This window comes from Scytonema sp. HK-05, assembly GCF_963872035.1.
Taxonomy (GTDB): domain Bacteria; phylum Cyanobacteriota; class Cyanobacteriia; order Cyanobacteriales; family Nostocaceae; genus Kalymmatonema.
In genome coordinates this window covers 42,733-60,422 of record NZ_CAWMYC010000119.1, presented here as the reverse complement: position 1 = coordinate 60,422, position 17,690 = coordinate 42,733, and the positions used below count along the sequence as shown (strand labels likewise).

The window sequence follows — 17,690 nt, the reverse complement described above, 5'->3', positions numbered from 1 at the left end:
TATATATTTAGATAGATAAATAAAAGTATAAAGTATAACTTAAGGGAAATTCAAAATATGCCCTACGGGTACTCCACGCTTTGCGTGCAACTCTTTTGCAGCAAGGCACAAATTTATAAATTCAAACAGGATAATCTCACCATAACTTGGAAACTTGCATAATTTTTTTGATTTTCATTCATTTTTTTATTTTTAACACTATTAAGCTGAAACATTTGCCAAAATGCTACTAAAGGTGTATGGTTTCACTACCCTGCTGTACTTTAAGGTATGTGGCAAGGGTGTACCCAAGACAAGCAGTTTCCAAGTGATGATAACCTCCACCAAAGCACGAGCAAGATAATTCTTGTGCCCTGATATGTGCAAATGAAAACTGCTAGGAATATAACTAAACTATTAAGTTTAGTTTAGATATATTATTAAGACTAAATAAGACTAAATAAGACTAAACGGTTTAGTTTTACACCCAATGGTAGCAAACTATGCTTGAAAACTCCAATTTCGAGGGTCCATCTCCTCTCAAACCGATTTTCCGTCCACCTGTTCTGATGGCTGTACTGGCAACTATAACAGCAGGAGGGGTCGGTGCTTACACGGTACAAAGAACCCGAAATTCCAACGCTGAAGCAGTAAAGAAGCAGCCAATTCCAGTAGTACAAGTAAAAACGGTGACAGCACTGGGACGCTTGGAACCAAAGGGAGAAATCATTAAACTTTCTGCGCCTGCATCGGCAGAAGGGAGTCGAGTTGAAAAATTGCTGGTCAGGGAAGGAACTAAGATTAACGAAGGACAGATAGTTGCGATTTTGGACAGTCGCGATCGCCTGGCTGCAGCACTAGCAGAAGCACAAGAGCAGGTACGAGTCGCCCAGGCAAATCTGGCGCAGGTAAAAGCGGGTGCCAAACAGGGAGAAATAGAAGCGCAAAAAGCAGCTATTGCCCGCATCCAAGCAGAACAAGACACGGAAATTCCAGCACAACAAGCAACCATTGCTCGCTTAGAGGCAGAAAGAGATACGGAAATCGAGGCACAACAAGCAACGATTGGTCAACTGGAGGCACAGCTAAACAATGCCCTAGCGGAATACCGACGCTATCAAACACTTTATCAACAAGGGGCGATTTCTGCTTCGTTCCAGGATACCAAGCGCTTGACTCTCACGACAGCCCAGAAACAAATAGCACAAGCACGAGCCAACCTTAAACGCATCCAAACATCCCGAGAACAACAAATAGCAGAAGCACGAGCCAACCTCAAACGCATCCAAACATCCCGAGAACAAGAAATAGCAGAAGGCAGGGCGACCTTAAATAAAATTGCGGAAGTCCGTTCTGTGGATGTAGAAGCAGCCCAAGCAGAAGTCAATCGTGCTAAAGCCGCCGTAAAAAGAGCAGAGGCAAATCTCAGACAAGCTTTTGTGCGATCGCCCGAAGAAGGTCAAGTCCTCAAAATTAATACCCGTCCTGGAGAATTGGTGTCTACAACTGACGGTATTGCAGAGATTGGGCAAACGAGTCAGATGTATGCAGTCGCAGAAGTATACCAAAGTGATATTAACAAAGTGCGTTTAGGGCAACGAGTGCGGCTACAGAATGAGTCCCTACCTGATCAATTGGTGGGAACTGTGGATCGTTTGGGGATGCAAGTACAACGGCAGAATGTTATTAACAGCGACCCCACAAGCAATATTGATTCCAGAGTCGTGGAAGTCCATGTACGACTCGATGAGCCATCCAGCCAGAATGCTGCTAGATTCTCCAATTTGCAAGTAAGGGCGGTAATTGAACTGTGATTGGACTTATCTTCCAGCAAATTCAGCAACTACGGCGGCGAACGCCATTAGGATGGCTGCAACTGAGTCACCAGAAAAGCCGTTTTTTGGTAGCATTATCAGGCATTGCCTTTGCCGATGTTCTCATGTTCATGCAGCTGGGATTTCAGACTGCCTTGTTTGACAGCAACACCAGACTCCATCACAGCATGGAGGCAGACATTTTTCTCATCAGTCCCCAAGCACGTAACCTGGCATATTTGTCTACATTTTCTCGGCGACGACTATTGCAGGCAATGGATATACCGGGGGTGAAGTCAGCAGAGGGAATGTATCTTGGCTTTATCGATTGGAAGAATCCTCAAACGCGCAAACAGACTGGCATACTCGTTATAGGGATCAATCCCGATAAACCAGCGTTTAATTTACCAGAGGTGAACAGCCAATTAAACGCCATCAAGCTGCCAGATACCATGCTGTTTGACAGTGGTTCTAGAGGAGAGTATAACAAGGTATTTGCCCAAATTGAGCAGGGGAAACCTGCCACCACCGAAATAGGACGGCGGACGATTACCATTAATGGCTTATTTAAAGTGGGAGCTTCCTTTATAGCTGATGGTACCTTAATAACCAGCGACCAGAACTTTTTGCGAGTATTTCCCAGACAACAGCCTGGGGCTGTGAATCTGGCTTTGATTCAACTGCAACCAGGGTATGACCCAAAGCAAGTCGCAACTGCCTTAAAATCCCAGCTAGCAGATAAGAATGATGTCAAAGTCTTGACAAAAGAGGAATTTATTGAATTTGAGAAGAACTATTGGCAAACAAACACTGCGATCGGCTTTATCTTTAGCCTAGGTGTAACGATGGGCTTTCTGGTGGGGGTGATTATCGTATATCAAGTCCTTTCCACCGATGTCAATGCCCATATGAAAGAATACGCCACCTTCAAAGCAATGGGGTATCGCAATGCCTACTTGCTAGGAGTGGTGTTTGAAGAAGCAATCATTCTGGCGGTGTTAGGGTTTTTACCAGGTGTCACCGTATCCTTTGGGCTGTACGCCATGACACGGAACGCCACCAACTTACCAGTGATCATGACCTTGGCAAGAGCAATTCAGGTACAAGTACTGACCATAATTATGTGTATGATTTCTGGCGCAATTGCTACGCGCAAAGTCCAATCTGCTGACCCCGCTGATATGTTCTAAACTCATGTTGTACAGAGGACACGGGGAGGCACAGAGTAACTAATGACTAATGAAGATGTAGAGACGCTTCAAACAGCGCGTCTCTACAAATGACTAATGACTAATAACTAATGACTATGAAATCTGTCATATCTGTTCAAAATCTCAACCACTACTTTGGTAAAGGTCAACTCCGCAAACAAGTGCTATTTGACATCAGTTTGGAGATAAACGCCGGTGAAATTATTATTATGACAGGTCCGTCTGGTTCTGGTAAAACCACACTTCTAACCTTGGTAGGTGGGTTACGTTCAGCCCAGGAAGGGAGTTTGCGGGTGTTAGGACAAGAACTCTGTGGTGCAAATGCAGGAAAACTCACACTAGCACGACGCAGTCACGGCTATATTTTCCAAGCACACAACCTGCACGGTAGCTTAACAGCAGTGCAAAACGTCAGGATGGGTTTGGAACTGCACAAGGGTATTTCCCCACAAGAAATGCACAGACGCTCCGCCGAGATGCTAGAGGTGGTAGGATTAGGGCATCGTCTCAATTACTACCCAGATGACCTGTCGGGGGGACAAAAACAACGGGTGGCTATAGCCCGTGCGCTGGTGAGTCAACCCAAAATTGTTCTCGCAGACGAACCTACCGCCGCCCTTGATAGTAAGTCGGGTCGAGATGTAGTGAACCTGATGCATAAACTAGCAAAAGAGCAAGATTGTACCATTTTGTTGGTGACTCATGACAATCGCATCTTGGATATAGCCGATCGCATTGTTTATATGGAAGACGGTAAGTTAGCAAAAGCCCCTGCTACCGTTGGTTGACGTACTCCCCGCGCCTCAATGCACGGGGATTCTCAATCATATGTTTCAATGTAGGCTAAAGCCATACATTTCCACCTTTGTTCCTGTTTCTTAGACTCTTAACTAGATTGTTACCAATCCCCGCTCCTACCGTCTCCGCAGGCAATTTTATTTAAAGTCTACGACGCGTCCCGCCGCCGACTACGGTACAGTCATTCAGACTACGTTTCTACTCTCGGAGTCCACTCAAGGATATCCTGTATGGGTCGTCACCCAGTACCTTGTGCAATTCTACCAAAGAAACAACGAGTTAAAACTCGTTATCGTCGGGTTTCATCCCCCCCTTAAAAACACAGATGTAGTTTTCCTCCGTGCGTCAAACTACATCTTCCCTTCGGGACGCTACGCGAACAGGGGTTCTCACCCTGCCAATATGTTTTGATAGCAATAGACATTATTGTTCTTTTATTTTGCCCATTGCCCAAAAGACAGATATCTGCTGTTTAGCTTGGGCAAAGGCGCTGCTGATCAGCTACTGATTGCGTTGTTGACGACGAGTACGCATTTCCTCCCGATATTTTTGCAGTTGCTGTTTTTGCTCTGGAGTCAGGACTGCATCAATCTGGGTTTTCTGTGACTGCATGACTTGACGCATTTGGTTTTTCTGCTCATCAGTCAGATTCAAAGCAGCAAACCCACCCCGCTTTCCCTGGCGGTTTTGCATAGCGGTTTTTAACTGTTCTCGTTGCTGTTCAGTGAGAATTTTCTCCATTTCGGCGCGGGTACTGCTGCGGATTTCTTTGATTTTGGCTTTTTGTTCATCCGTCAGTCCCAAACGTTGCAGTGCTCCCCCTTTTTCCTGAGATTGTGCAACAACTAAGGGTGAAGAGGAGTTCGCCTCTGCTTTGACTGCGAGGGAGGTTGCACTTAAACTAAGAGCGATCGCCGCACCAATGAGTGATAAGTTTTTGAGTTTCATAAACTACCGCTGGGTTTCTCCTGCTTGATACTACTATCATAAAAATTTAAGTTTAAGGGTTACATGAGGAGAAAGTCACGAATACACCCATGACTTTAGTCATGGTCTATACAAGGAAATTCATCAGGCAACCTTGAAGTGCTTCGTTATCGGATGAATAATGGTGAAATTGTTTCTAATGATTGGAAATTTATATTTTTTTGTCAATCCGTAAATTCTCTGATTTTTACCCAAAAAGAGAGAAATGAAAAAATATACAAATTATACGCGCATTAGCTGAGCAATCTCTATAGCGGTTCGGGAGTTGAGTGCAATACATCAAGAAGTAAGAACCACAGATGGACACAGATGGACACAGATAAATAATTACTTCATCCAAACGAGAAGCGCTATAAAGCCAACCCTGTTTCTCAGAAAAATCAGATTTTTAGGATTATTATAATAACTAGTTGAACTTGGGTATTTTTTTGTGACCCGTCCAATTCAATTCAACAATCATCCTTTTCGATTTCTCCTTTATTTGGAGTGGATATTGCTAGCGTTTGCTGCTTTGACAGCAGCGCTACCATCTCACTCATACCGACTTCAGGCTAGGTTTCCCGAACTGACAATTTGTAGTCTGATGCTTTTTGGTTTGATGGGCTTAAGATTGCCCACTCGTAACCATATAACTAAAATAGTTTACACCGCAGCAGAAATATTTTTAATTTTAATAATTGATTTTTTCGGAGGAAGAACTGCTCGAATTTTTCCTTTTTTTTACGTAATATTAGTGACTCGTAGTTGCTTAATTTTCCAGTTACCAGGTCGCTTGGTAGTGACAGCTTTATCATTTGTTTTATTTTTGATAACATTTAGAAGGCGATTTGCACGCATAGCATTATCACCTGCATCACAAGAGCGTTTTTTGTTTTTTACTTTAAGTTTTGTGCTGGTATTCGGATTAGCTTTATTGTTTGTTTTACTGTTGATGAATGCAGTTATATCTGAGCGAGAAAGTCGAGAGAAACTAGCAATTGCTAATGAAAAACTCCGTCAATATGCTCTGCAAATTGAAAATCAAGCCACTCTTGAAGAACGCAACCGTATTGCTCGTGAAATACACGATTCATTAGGACACTCTCTGACAGCTTTAAATTTGCAATTAGAAACTGGTTTGAAGCTTTGGCAATCTAATCCAACAAAAGCGCAAGCTTTCTTAGCAAAGGCAAAAGAGTTAGGTTCTAAGGCGCTACAAGATGTGCGTCAATCAGTTTCTACTATGCGTTCTCATCCTTTGCAAGAGCAATCTTTAGAACAGGCGATCGCCTCACTTGCAGAAAATGTTCAGCGTTCAACTGGTGTCGCACCAATTTGTCAAATTCAGTTATCTCAACCTCTCCCAGTTGAAATGAGCACTGCTATCTACCGCATCGTCCAAGAATCATTTACAAATATCTGTAAATATGCCCAAGCCACAGAAGTTAAACTAGAAATAACCACAACTAAAAACAGTTTGCAGTTGACGATTTCGGACAATGGTATCGGGTTTGATTTTACGCAAAATACTACAGGTTTTGGACTTCAAAGTATGCGCGATCGCACTTTGGCACTAGGAGGCTATTTTAATATTAACAGCGCTCCTGGTTCAGGTTGCCAAATTACAGCTACTATTCCTCTTTCTAGGTCTTTACTAACTCCTCTGGGAAACTCATGACTAACATGATTCAAGTCTTAGTTGTAGATGATCAGAGTTTAATTCGTCAAGGATTAAAAGCTTTATTGGAATTAGAACCGGATTTAGAAGTAGTAGGAGAAGCAGAAAATGGGGAAATGGCACTTCATTTCATGGAAGAATTGTCCCCAGATGTGGTACTAATGGATATAAGAATGCCTGTTATGGATGGTGTTGCAGCCACTCGGGAAATTCAAAAGGGTTTTCCCGAAATTAAAGTCTTAGTGCTGACAACTTTTGATGATGATGAATATGTGAAGGCGGCGTTACAAAATGGAGCAATGGGTTATTTGCTCAAAGATACACCCTCAGAAGAGTTAGCTGTTGCTATTCGTGCCGTCTACAAAGGATACACTCAATTAGGACCAGGAATAGTTAAAAAACTTTTAACTCAATTTTCCAGCGTAACGCCGACTCAGTCATCGCCTCCGCCACCTAGCTTAGCTGAACTTACTCCGAGAGAAAAAGAAGTTTTGCAATTAATTGCTACGGGTGCTAATAACCGAGAAATTGCACAGCAACTTCATATTTCTGAGGGAACAGTGAAGAACCATGTCACGAATATTTTGAATCGTTTAAATTTGCGCGATCGCACCCAAGCTGCAATTTTTGCTAATTCTTTTTTGCCCTATTTAAATGACGATAGTTAAAATTTGAAAGCTACTTAAATAATTTTAGACACTCTTCTCTTAAAACCCCTCTTTGCACCTTGATTTTTCTAAAGCTTTTAGCAATAACCTCTTCACAGGATATGTTGATTTGAGATTGATGAACCGAAACTAAATCTTCAATAGAAGCACCATAGACAATTTCTGATATACCCGTCCAAACGCAAGCAGTTGCACACATCGGACAAGGTTCACCAGTGGTATATATGGTATAACCTTCTAAAGAAGGGTTTTGAAGTTGAGCGGTTAAATTGCGAATGACATTAATCTCTGCATGGGCAGAAGGGTCGCTGTCTCGCTTCACAGTATTATAAGCTAGAGCAACTACTTGGTTATCTTTGACAATCACAGCACCGTAAGGCGCATCTCCTTTCTTTGCTTCTTCCAGCGCCAAACGCATAAATTCTTCTGAGTTCATATAAGCTTAAGAGCCGAAAATTATTATTATCAAAAATATAACACATTCAATTTTATTGCATTAAGCAGTGCTAAATTATCAGCCTTGAGGTAAAAATAAGAAATGACAGGCTCAGCATTTGGTACTCAGGACTATTGTGCTGCATTTGTTAGACGTGGCTTTTGTGAATTATGTTACTTACCAGAGAAAAAACAGCATTTTACTTGCAAGACTTGGAGACACCAGTAGGTAAATCTGTGAATTTAACCATTGCTGGTCTGGTTTTTCTATCTTCAGTAAGTTTTGTAGCACAAACTTATAATATTCCTGACAATTTACGGCTACTTTTAGATGGTATAGACCAGGCAATTTTGTTAATTTTTGCAGCAGAGTATTTACTGCGGCTGTGGAGTGAAGAAAATAAAATTAAGTATTTCTTTAGTTTCTATTCAATCATTGACTTAATGGCAATTTTGCCATTTTTTCTAGGCGCAGATGCTATCAGCTTTATCCGACTGCTGCGATGGTTCCGAATTTTACGGTTAATCAGGTTTATAGATAATAAATTTTTATTTGGTATTAGTACAGAAGATACTTTGATTTCTGTACGGATATTATTTACTTTATTTGCAATTATTTTTGTATACTCTGGTTTAATTTATCAAGTAGAGCATCCTGTTAACCCAAAAAATTTTGCAACTTTTTTGGATGCTTTTTATTTTTCCATTGTGACAATGACAACTGTGGGTTTTGGCGATGTCACTCCAATTTCTGAACTAGGTCGCCTGCTAACAGTGTTGATGATTTTAACAGGTATTGCCCTCATTCCTTGGCAAGTAGGTGATTTGATCAAGCGATTAGTCAAAACCGCTAATCAGGTGGAAACCGTTTGTTCTGGATGTGGTTTGTCTTTCCACGATGCAGATGCTATATTCTGCAAGAATTGTGGAACGAACTTGAGAAAAGATTGACTAAAAAAGAACTGAGAAATCAGAATTTAGAAGGTTTTTTGCTTGCATATTGAGATTGTGCTCCACAAACTGGCAAATAATTGCGTCTAATAAAAATAAGTGGCTATTTGCTAGTTAAGAGTGCGACTGGAGAACTTTACTTAAGTAATATATTATACTATATAGTCGGATGCATCAAAAATTTTTACATTTGGAGTGCCAAAAAAAATAATTTTTTATAACTTAAGGTAGATGTTAAAAAGATTATTATATTAAATATAGCGTTTTGCTCTCTTACAAGTGTGATTTTGGCACTTTGCATCTGCCATTTTTATCAGCACCGTCAGGTGACTTGTCAAGATTTTTCGCTCTCCATGAGTGCGCCCCACTTGATGGGTGTCTTAGGGGTACTCATAGTTTACTTCTGATTTCACAAGTATCCAGTTTGAGATGAGGTTAATATAGATGCTCCTGGCAGATGTGGCGATGAGTAGCACTTACGATCCACGGCTTGTGGCGCTTTCGATAGTGATAGCTGTCCTTGCTTCGTACACCGCTGTTGATTTGGCTGGGCGGGTAACAGCAGCTCAGGGACGGGCCAGACTTGCATGGTTAATTGGCGGCGCGATCGCCATGGGAATGGGCATCTGGTCAATGCACTTTGTTGCTATGCTCGCCTACAGTTTCCCGATACCGATGAGCTATGACGTGTGGATTGTGCTGCTGTCAATATTGCCTGCGATTATTGCCTCGCTTGGCGCACTTTTCCTCGCCAGTCGCCAGTTCTTGAGTCAGCGACGATTGCTCATTGGTGGAGTGTTAATGGGCATTGGGATTGCGTCGATGCACTACATTGGTATGTTAGCAATGCGAATGCAAGCAGCGACTCAGTATCAGCCTGTGCTGTTTATACTTTCTATAGTCATCGCTATAAGTGCGTCGATACTAGCGCTGTGGATTGCCTTTCACCTGCGTTTGCAGATTGGTAAAGGCAGTATACGACGCAAGATTTTGAGTGCATTGGTTATGGGGGCTGGAATTTCCGGGATGCACTATACAGGGATGGCTGCTGCGTCTTTCACACCAACTCAGGTGAGGGGTGCAGGCACAGCAGCCCAGGAAATGCAAGCTTCTTTTACTTGGCTGGCTGTGGGCATCGGCATTGCTACGCTGATTATCTTGAGTTGCACGCTGCTGACTGCCTTCGTAGATCGGCGAATAGTGACTCAAGCAATGCTCCTCAAACAGCAACAAGCAGAAGCTGAGCGATCGCAGCTATTTACCGAAGTTACTCTCCGCATTCGGCGTTCTCTCAAGTTGGAAGATGTCCTCAACACAGCCGTCACTGAAGTCAGGAAAGCACTCAATCTAGACCGCGTTATCGTCTACTACTTCAATCGTGATTGGAGTGGCACGATCATCGCCGAGTCGGTAGCACAGGGTTGGATGAAAACGTTAGGAAAAACAGTCGATGATCCGTTTCGCGAAGATTACATCGAAATGTACAAAAATGGTCGAGTCCGAGCTACAAATAACATTTACGAAGCGGGTTTTACAGATTGTCACCAGAAAATTCTAGAAGGCTTTCAAATTAAAGCCAATATCGTTGCACCTCTTTTACAAGATAATGAGCTTTTGGGTTTATTGTGCGGTCACCAATGTTGTGGACCTCGCATCTGGCAGAAGTCAGAAATAGATTTGTTCGGGCAATTAGCTATTCAGGTAAGCATTGCTCTAGAACAAGCAAATCTTTTGCATCAATTGCAACAGGCACAAAAAGTGCTGCGGGTACGTGACCTGGCGATCGCCGCCGCTAGTAACTCTATCATCATTACAGACCCGCATCAGCCAGATAATCCGATCGTCTTTTGCAATGCCGCATTTGAAACCGTCACTGGTTATTCACCAAAAGAAGTGCAGGGACGTAACTGCCGATTTTTGCAAGGACCTGACACCGATCCAGATACTATTGAGGAAATACGCACAGCAGTACAACAGGAGCGTGAATGTCATGTCATTATCAAGAATTACCGCAAGGACGGTACCGCGTTTTGGTGTGAATTAAGCATTTCGACCGTGCGAGACGTAACTGGGAATGTGATAAATTTTGTCGGCGTGCAATCAGACATTACCTCACGCAAGCAGGCGGAAGAGGAATTGAAGCGTAGTAAAGAAACTCTCCAACGTCAACTTGTAGAACTTATTAGCGAGGTTCAAGAGGTCGCCAAAGGTGATCTGACAGCTCGGGCTGAAATTACAACCGGTCAAATCGGGATAGTCGCTGACTTTTTCAATGTGATCATCGAAAGCTTGCGGCAAATAGTTATTCAAGTGAAACAAGCTGCCCAACAGGTCAATGTTTCTGTGGGGGAAAACTCTCATGCTATCAGTCAATTAGCAGATGAAGCACTCAATCAGGCTGAAGAAATTACCCGCACCATTGATTCAGTCGATCAAATGAGCCTCTCTATTCAAGAAGTCGCCAATAGTGCCCATCAAACAGCAGAAGTTGCTCGCGCATCTGCGAGTACTGCCTTAGTTGCAGGTGAAGTCATGGAGCTTACTGTTTCTAGCATCTTAAATTTACAAAAGACAATTACTGAAACAGCCGAAAAGATAAAACGTTTCGGTGAATCATCCCAAGAGATTTCTAAAGTTGTGACATTGATTAATCAAATCGCATTGCAAACCAATTTATTATCTATCAATGCCAGTATTGAAGCCTCCCGCGCTGGTGAAGAAAATCAAGGCTTTATTGTCGTCGCTCAAGAAGTCGGTCGCTTAGCAGCCGAGTCAGCCGAAGCGACCAAAGAAATTGAATACATAGTACAAAATATCCAATCAGAAACCAACGCAGTCGTCGAAGTGATAGAACAGGGAACGACTCAGGTCGTGGAAAGCGCTTACCTAGTTAAAGACGTTAAGCAAAGCATGGAGCGAATTGTAGAAGTGTCTCGTCAAATCGACGAGTTGGTGGAGTCGATTTCTCTGACAACAGTGTCTCATGCTCAAACTTCTCAAGCTGTCTCTCTTTTAATGAAGGAAATTACCAAAGCATCAGTTCGCACTGCTGATTCGTCTCGCGTTGTGTCTACGTCTTTACAACAAACTGTAGAAGTCGCGCAGCAATTACAAGCATCGGTGAGTGTATTTAAAACTGAAGTGTAATTCATCAAAGTTAAAACCGAACTTTCCTTATAAGGTTATGATTCTGTTTGCATCCAATTTTCCAAAATAATTCCCGGAACTTTCAACATATCAGAATCATTAGAAACCAGAATTAAGCCGCGTGTTATTGCCGTTGCTGCTAGGCTCACAACCAAGATAAATTAATACTTTTCGCCGACTAATTCCACGAAATGGCTCTTTTCGTGGAATGCTCTATGTTTTGTCTATAAACCCCAAAATTTTTCGTTCTCCATTATGCAATCACAAGCGAAGATTACACGTCTGCTAGCAGTCTTGCCTTCCTAAGAAAGAATTGTAGTACAGTCTCTTCTTTGGAAATAATATCCGCTTTGCTGTCCATACCTAATTGAATGGAACACTGTTGTTTGCCCTTACCTAATAAAACGCTTTCTGGCTCAATTGTGACTTCATAAAAAGCACTTGGTGCACCCAACTTCTGGCTGGCAACTGTTGTAGTGCTGCTAGGAGCATGACCATTAGCGTTGGGTGAAATCGCATCTGGGGAAATCGTCTTCACCTGGCCCTTGAGGGTGCCGTAGTCTGGATAGGGACAAGCAGAAACCCGCAAATGTACCTTTTGACCTATCTTAACTTTGCTTATTTCTTGAGAGTCAACTACAGCCTTTACCACTAAGCCAGTGTTACTGGGAGCGATTTGGGCAATTTCATCTCCAGAACGGACAGTCTGGCTAGAATTTCGCAAGTTTAACTTAAACAAAGTACCATCGGCGGGGGCAGAAATTATGGTTTGACTGAGGTCGATTTCCACTTGTTGAAGTTCGCTGCTGTCCCTTTCTAGCTGTTTTTCAAGTTCAATCTGTTTCTGGATAATGGTTTGATGTTCTTTAGCTAAGGTGGCGAGAGTGGCTTTTCCCATGGCTTTTTCTTGGCCAAGACGCTCTGTTGCTATTGCTAGTTCTGCATTACTGGGATTCAGGGCAGTTTGAGCGCGTAACCGTCTAGCAACAGCCGCTGAGACCGCTTGTTGTAAACGTTTTATTGTTTGTTTTTGTGCTCCAACTGCTGCTATTTGTGCTGACACTGCTTGTTCCTGTTGTTTGACAGCTAGTTTTACCTCCTCCAATTGATCCAAAGTAAGGGCTCCTTCTTTAGCTGCACTTTTATATCGGTCTTGCTTTGATTGAGCTGCCTTCAAAGAAGCCTCGGCTGCCCTTAAAGTTGCTTGTGTTGATTTTAACTGCTCCTGGGCTGTATGCAATTCTTCCTGAGCTATCCCGATATTGGCTTCGGCTTCTTGGACTTCGGTTACCGTAGTAATTTGTTTATCTCGATATTCGCGGTGGCGACCGCTCAATTCTGCATTTGCAGAGGCAATAGCACGGTTAATCCTGTCAGTTTCAGCTCCTATTTGGCTATTAAGGGCGTTGATTTGGGCTTTGACTTGCATCAGTTGTAATTTAGCTTGTTCGATGTTGCTTTGCAGTTGGTTCTTTTTGGTTTGTAGTTTGGAATCATCAATAGTGGCAATCACATCTCCTTTTTTGACAGTTTGATTTTCTTTGACGGCGATGTGTATAACTGTGCCTTCTGTCGCTGCTTGCACAATTCTTAATTCACCAGCAGGACGAACAATGGCCTGTCCTTTCACAGTTACTTTATATTTGGCAACAGCAGCAACTGGGATAGCTAAACTCAATACACAGAGGATAAACAATCCACCAAAGTTTGTCCAACGACTGATAGGAGGTAAAAATTCCTTTTCAGCAGTGAATGAAGAGTCAGAATAAAATTGGTTAAACATAGCAAAATGAGAGAAAAAAAAGAAAATAAAGGTTAGGAGTGTAATAGAATCAAGGCTAAATTTTGAAAGTTATGGCGTTCACAAATGGAATGAACCACAGATGCACACAGATAAGTTTGTATTTCATGGCACTGCATCTTGAACTTGACTAATGACCAGTCACAAGCGATCGCACAAAACCATTTTTAGATGGGAGAAAATCGTCTAGAAAATCTAAGTGGCTGCCGGGAATGTGACGTAATTCTTCTGGAGTTCCTTGGATTGTTACACGTCCTTGTTCTAAGAGGACAATCCAATCAGCCCGCTGGATAACTTTGGGACGGTGGCTAATCATAATTGTAGTTTTCCCTTGGCGGTAATAGAAAAGTTTATCTAACACCTCAGCTTCACTTACTGGGTCAAGAGCCCCAGTGGATTCATCTAAAATAAGTATTGGCGGGTCAGTCACTATAGCTCTAGCTATGGCTAATCTTTGCCGTTGTCCACCAGAGAGATTAGCACCAAATTCTCCTAAAACTGTTTGATATTTGTCGGGAAGTTTTCTAATAAATTCATCTGCACCTGCTATTTGGCAAGCTTTCACAATTTGTTCAAAAGTAATATTAGGGTAACTAAAGCGGAAGTTGTCGATTATTGAGCGACTCCAAAAGTGAGGTTCTTGAGGTACTAATACCACCTGCTGACGCAGACATTCCAATGAGAGGTCTTGCTGATTATAAATGTCATAGCAAATATTCCCTGACTGGGAGGAATATAAACCGGCAATCAATTTAGCTAAGGTACTTTTACCACAGCCAGATTTCCCAATTAAGGCAATAACTTGACCACCTTTGATATTCAAGGAAAAATCTTGCAGAAGGTCAACTCTACCCGCATGATGAAAATTGAGGTCAGTGCAGGTAATATCAGCATCGCCAGGAATTTCTGCCCAAGGTTTTTTAAAGTCGTTTTCATCTTCTGGAGTCGCATCAATCACCTCTGTCAGACGTTGAATCACAATTTGAGCAGTGATAAACTCATCAGCTAACCCAATGACAGAACTTAAAAAACCTAGAAAGTTGCCACTCATACCGTTAAACATCAACAATTGCCCAATGCTTAAAGTATGATTAATTACCAAATGGCTGCCCAACCACATCACGCCAATATTAATCAAAGTCGAAAAAATACCTGTAATAGTACCGCTGTAAAGTCCCAGTTGCATACGACTCCAGCTTAGGTTAGCAAGGCGACCATAATTGGTTTGATACTCTTCCCAAGCTTGGGGTGTAGCTTGAGTCGTTTTTAACACCTGAACACCGCGAAATGTTTCAACAAGAAAGCCTTGATTTTCTGTACCTAGTACCAGCAGATTGCGGCTTTTCTGACGTAATGCAGGCAGAAACAGTAGGTTAATCGCTGTGACGAGAATAAATGCAATGATAGAAGCAACAGTCAATTCCCAACTGTAGAACAGCATCAAACCCAAAGAAACCAGAGCAATAAAAAATTGGCTAGGTAAACCAAGAACAATTTGGGAAACTAGGGCATTTATTGCATTCACATCTGCAATACGGCTAACGACTTCCCCACTACGACGCCCTTCAAAGTAGGATAGGGGCAAGTGCAAAAGTTTTCGCCCATATTCTAAAATTAAGCCTAATTGCAGACGTTGAGCAAAGTGACCAATGAGGTTAGATTGTACCAAAGCGATCGCACTCCTGATCAGGTTCATGGCGATAACCCCAATTGCTACAGTGCCTAAAAGTTGGGTATCTCCCCGTACCAGTACATCATCGGTAAGCAATTGCATCATAAAAGGTGAGGCGAGGGAAAGTAGTCCAATCACGATGTTGATGGCAATTGCTTGAGCTAGTATGAATCGATAGGGCCAAACTCGTTGGAGGTAACGAGCAAAACCACCGATTTTATCTGACTCTTGTTGATAAAAGCGGCTGTCGTCTGGTTGGAGTAGCAACATTACGCCATTAGCCCAACCGATCATTAACTCTTTGCGAGTCAGGTAACGAATACCAACGGCAGGATCGACAATTACGTATTTCTTGCGTTTCATACCGTATAAAACTACCCAATGATAGCCTTTCCAGTGAATCACAGCTGGTAGAGGAACTTCGTGCAATCGGTCGAGTAACTCTGCGTTAGCTTTCACTTGACGGGCATTAAATCCCAGGACTTCTGCACCCCGCTTCAAACCTAGCAAGGAAGTTCCCCGCGCACCAGTACCTACCGCTTCTCGTACTCGGTTGAGAGTAAAGGTACGTCCGTAGTGTTTAGCAATTGTAGCAAGGCAAGCAGCGCCGCAGTCTTCTTCTGAGTGTTGTAAAACAGTTTGGTATTTCATAATTAGGATTCAAGAAATAGGAATACAAAATTCAAACTTCAAAAAACTAAGGCAGACTTTTGAATGAGAGCAGTTGTCAGCAAATGAATGATATGCTTTATATTCAAATTATCTAGGAGATAAAAATTTTATAGTTGAGGTAAAATCAGGACTAGATGATTCTGTTTTTTTTCGACATCTCACAAAAATTCAGGTAAATTCAGGGGGTCAATTAGGTGACATTTTTATGTACTTCTGCACAAACTAAAAAAGTCGAGATTTTCATCTCGACTTAGAGAAATATTCAAAGTATGTTGATGGATAAGTTTCTTGACTTCACCTAGCAGCAAACATAAAGCCGACTAGAGCAATTATGAATTAGAAATTATGCAGTCATTGAGTTGGCTTGACAAGTGAGTTTATGCTAGAACACTGTACTTCACTTCATAAGTAGACCCATTTCCAGAGACTCTAATGGGTGGGATATCTCCAGTTGGGTTCTCACTAACAGTGAAACTACCTACAGATTCGTCACCAGAAAATCTGTCGTAATCGATAAGACTGACTTTTGCAGAACCGAAGAATCCGCGACCTTGGTCTACGTAGGCAGTATCTCCTGAAGACATCTGATGCTCTCCCCATACCTTTGTATCATTGATTTTGATATAGAGTTCGTCATCTTTCCCCTTTCCATCAGCACCAGCGACAATAGCTTTAACGCTATGAATCCGTAAGAAGGCACCGCCTTCAATAACAGCAGCTTCTTCAGCAGTTAATTCAGTAAACAATTGAGAATTTTGGTTGTTGGCGTTTGCTTGTTGTTGTGACATGATTTGTTTTTCCTTTCTTTTGTGTCTTGTTTGTTTTTGGATTTCAGCAACCTTTCGTTGCTTCATGTTCAAATTATGTTTGATATTTGAATGGAATTGTTGAGGTAAAATCAGGACTAGATTATTCTGTTTTTTTCGACATCTCACAGAAATTCAGGTAAATTCAGGGGTCAATTAGGTGACATTTTTTATGTATTTCTGCACAAAATAAAAAAGTCGAGATTTTCATCTCGACTTAGAGAAATATTCAAAGTATGTTGATGAATAAGTTTCTTGACTTCACCTAGCAGCAAACATAAAGCCGACTAAAGCAATTATGAATTAGGAATTATGCAGTCATTGAGTTGGCTTGACAAGTGAGTTTATGCTAGAACACTGTACTTCACTTCATAAGTAGACCCATTTCCAGAGACTCTAATGGGTGGGATATCTCCAGTTGGGTTCTCACTAACAGTGAAACTACCTACAGATTCGTCACCAGAAAATCTGTCGTAATCGATAAGACTGACTTTTGCAGAACCGAAGAATCCGCGACCTTGGTCTACGTAGGCAGTATCTCCTGAAAACATCTGATGCTCTCCCCATACCTTTGTATCATTGATTTTGATATAGAGTTCGTCATCTTTCCCCTTTCCATCAGCACCAGCGACAATAGCTTTAACGCTATGAATCCGCAAGAAGGCACCGCCTTCAATAACAGCAGCTTCTTCAGCAGTTAATTCAGTAAACAATTGAGAATTTTGGTTGTTGGCGTTTGCTTGTTGTTGTGACATGATTTGTTTTTCCTTTCTTTTGTGTCTTGTTTGTTTTTGGATTTCAGCAACCTTTCGTTGCTTCATGTTCAAATTATGTTTGATATTTGAATGGAATTGTTGAGGTAAAATCAGGACTAGATGATTCTGTTTTTTTTTCGACATCTCACAAAAATTCAGGTAAATTCAGGTAAATTCAGGTGCCTTATCTTTGCAAGACCTCCACTAAAAAGATTTATGCAAAAAGTCTATTGAGTTTCTCTGGTTCTTGAAGACCATTAACCGAACTGCATACAATACGACTCTCATAAGCTGATTTACGAACCGACAAACTCTGTAGAGAGGCTTGCCATGGCGC

At 41.9% G+C, this 17,690-nt stretch carries 13 protein-coding genes and 1 pseudogene; 7 read left to right on the top strand and 7 right to left on the bottom strand.

What is annotated here, in order from left to right; all coding sequences use genetic code 11:
* The first annotated feature begins 482 nt into the window (after positions 1-482).
* From AACT52_RS25120 to AACT52_RS25110, 3 genes are all read left to right on the top strand, one after another.
* Entirely contained in the window at positions 483-1,793 is a 1,311-nt protein-coding gene (locus AACT52_RS25120; RefSeq protein ID WP_073633768.1) for an HlyD family efflux transporter periplasmic adaptor subunit, read from the top strand.
* Entirely contained in the window at positions 1,790-2,983 is a 1,194-nt protein-coding gene (gene devC, locus AACT52_RS25115) for an ABC transporter permease DevC (RefSeq protein ID WP_083630538.1), read from the top strand. Before AACT52_RS25120 ends, devC begins: the two co-directional genes overlap by 4 nt.
* A gap of 116 nt (positions 2,984-3,099) precedes the next feature.
* A complete protein-coding gene (locus AACT52_RS25110) occupies positions 3,100-3,792 on the top strand; it encodes a DevA family ABC transporter ATP-binding protein (RefSeq protein ID WP_073633767.1) in 693 nt (230 codons plus the stop codon).
* A gap of 511 nt (positions 3,793-4,303) precedes the next feature.
* Here AACT52_RS25110 and AACT52_RS25105 read toward each other — a convergent pair.
* On the bottom strand, positions 4,304-4,750 hold the full coding sequence (locus AACT52_RS25105; RefSeq protein WP_073633766.1) for a Spy/CpxP family protein refolding chaperone: 447 nt from the start codon (positions 4,748-4,750) through the stop codon (positions 4,304-4,306).
* A gap of 469 nt (positions 4,751-5,219) precedes the next feature.
* Between AACT52_RS25105 and AACT52_RS25100 the strand changes: the two genes are divergently transcribed.
* Positions 5,220-6,446: a sensor histidine kinase gene (locus AACT52_RS25100; RefSeq protein ID WP_073633765.1), complete on the top strand. Its 1,227-nt coding sequence runs from the start codon at positions 5,220-5,222 to the stop codon at positions 6,444-6,446.
* 5 nt (positions 6,447-6,451) lie between these two features.
* Positions 6,452-7,114, top strand: coding sequence for a response regulator (locus tag AACT52_RS25095; protein WP_073633786.1), 663 nt, complete (start codon positions 6,452-6,454; stop codon positions 7,112-7,114).
* A gap of 10 nt (positions 7,115-7,124) precedes the next feature.
* On the opposite strand, the gene AACT52_RS25090 is transcribed toward AACT52_RS25095, so the two are convergent.
* Positions 7,125-7,550, bottom strand: coding sequence for a nucleoside deaminase (locus AACT52_RS25090; RefSeq protein WP_073633764.1), 426 nt, complete (start codon positions 7,548-7,550; stop codon positions 7,125-7,127).
* Between the two features lie 170 nt (positions 7,551-7,720).
* Between AACT52_RS25090 and AACT52_RS25085 the strand changes: the two genes are divergently transcribed.
* Positions 7,721-8,500: an ion transporter gene (locus tag AACT52_RS25085; protein WP_073633763.1), complete on the top strand. Its 780-nt coding sequence runs from the start codon at positions 7,721-7,723 to the stop codon at positions 8,498-8,500.
* 444 nt (positions 8,501-8,944) lie between these two features.
* Positions 8,945-11,647, top strand: coding sequence for an MHYT domain-containing protein (locus AACT52_RS25080; protein WP_073633762.1), 2,703 nt, complete (start codon positions 8,945-8,947; stop codon positions 11,645-11,647).
* Between the two features lie 35 nt (positions 11,648-11,682).
* Here the strand turns inward: AACT52_RS25080 and AACT52_RS25075 are convergent.
* From AACT52_RS25075 to AACT52_RS25055, 5 genes and pseudogenes are all read right to left on the bottom strand, one after another.
* Positions 11,683-11,796 (bottom strand): annotated as a pseudogene (locus tag AACT52_RS25075) (VapC toxin family PIN domain ribonuclease); the annotation flags it as partial.
* A gap of 125 nt (positions 11,797-11,921) precedes the next feature.
* The gene (locus tag AACT52_RS25070; protein WP_073633761.1) at positions 11,922-13,430 is read right to left on the bottom strand and encodes an HlyD family efflux transporter periplasmic adaptor subunit; all 1,509 of its coding nucleotides are present in this window, start codon (positions 13,428-13,430) and stop codon (positions 11,922-11,924) included.
* Between the two features lie 148 nt (positions 13,431-13,578).
* Complete coding sequence (locus AACT52_RS25065) at positions 13,579-15,771, bottom strand: peptidase domain-containing ABC transporter (protein ID WP_073633760.1); 2,193 nt, start codon at positions 15,769-15,771, stop codon at positions 13,579-13,581.
* A 398-nt stretch (positions 15,772-16,169) separates the two neighbouring features.
* A complete protein-coding gene (locus AACT52_RS25060) occupies positions 16,170-16,580 on the bottom strand; it encodes a hypothetical protein (protein ID WP_143172876.1) in 411 nt (136 codons plus the stop codon).
* Between the two features lie 362 nt (positions 16,581-16,942).
* The gene (locus AACT52_RS25055; protein WP_143172875.1) at positions 16,943-17,353 is read right to left on the bottom strand and encodes a hypothetical protein; all 411 of its coding nucleotides are present in this window, start codon (positions 17,351-17,353) and stop codon (positions 16,943-16,945) included.
* Positions 17,354-17,690: the final 337 nt, after the last annotated feature.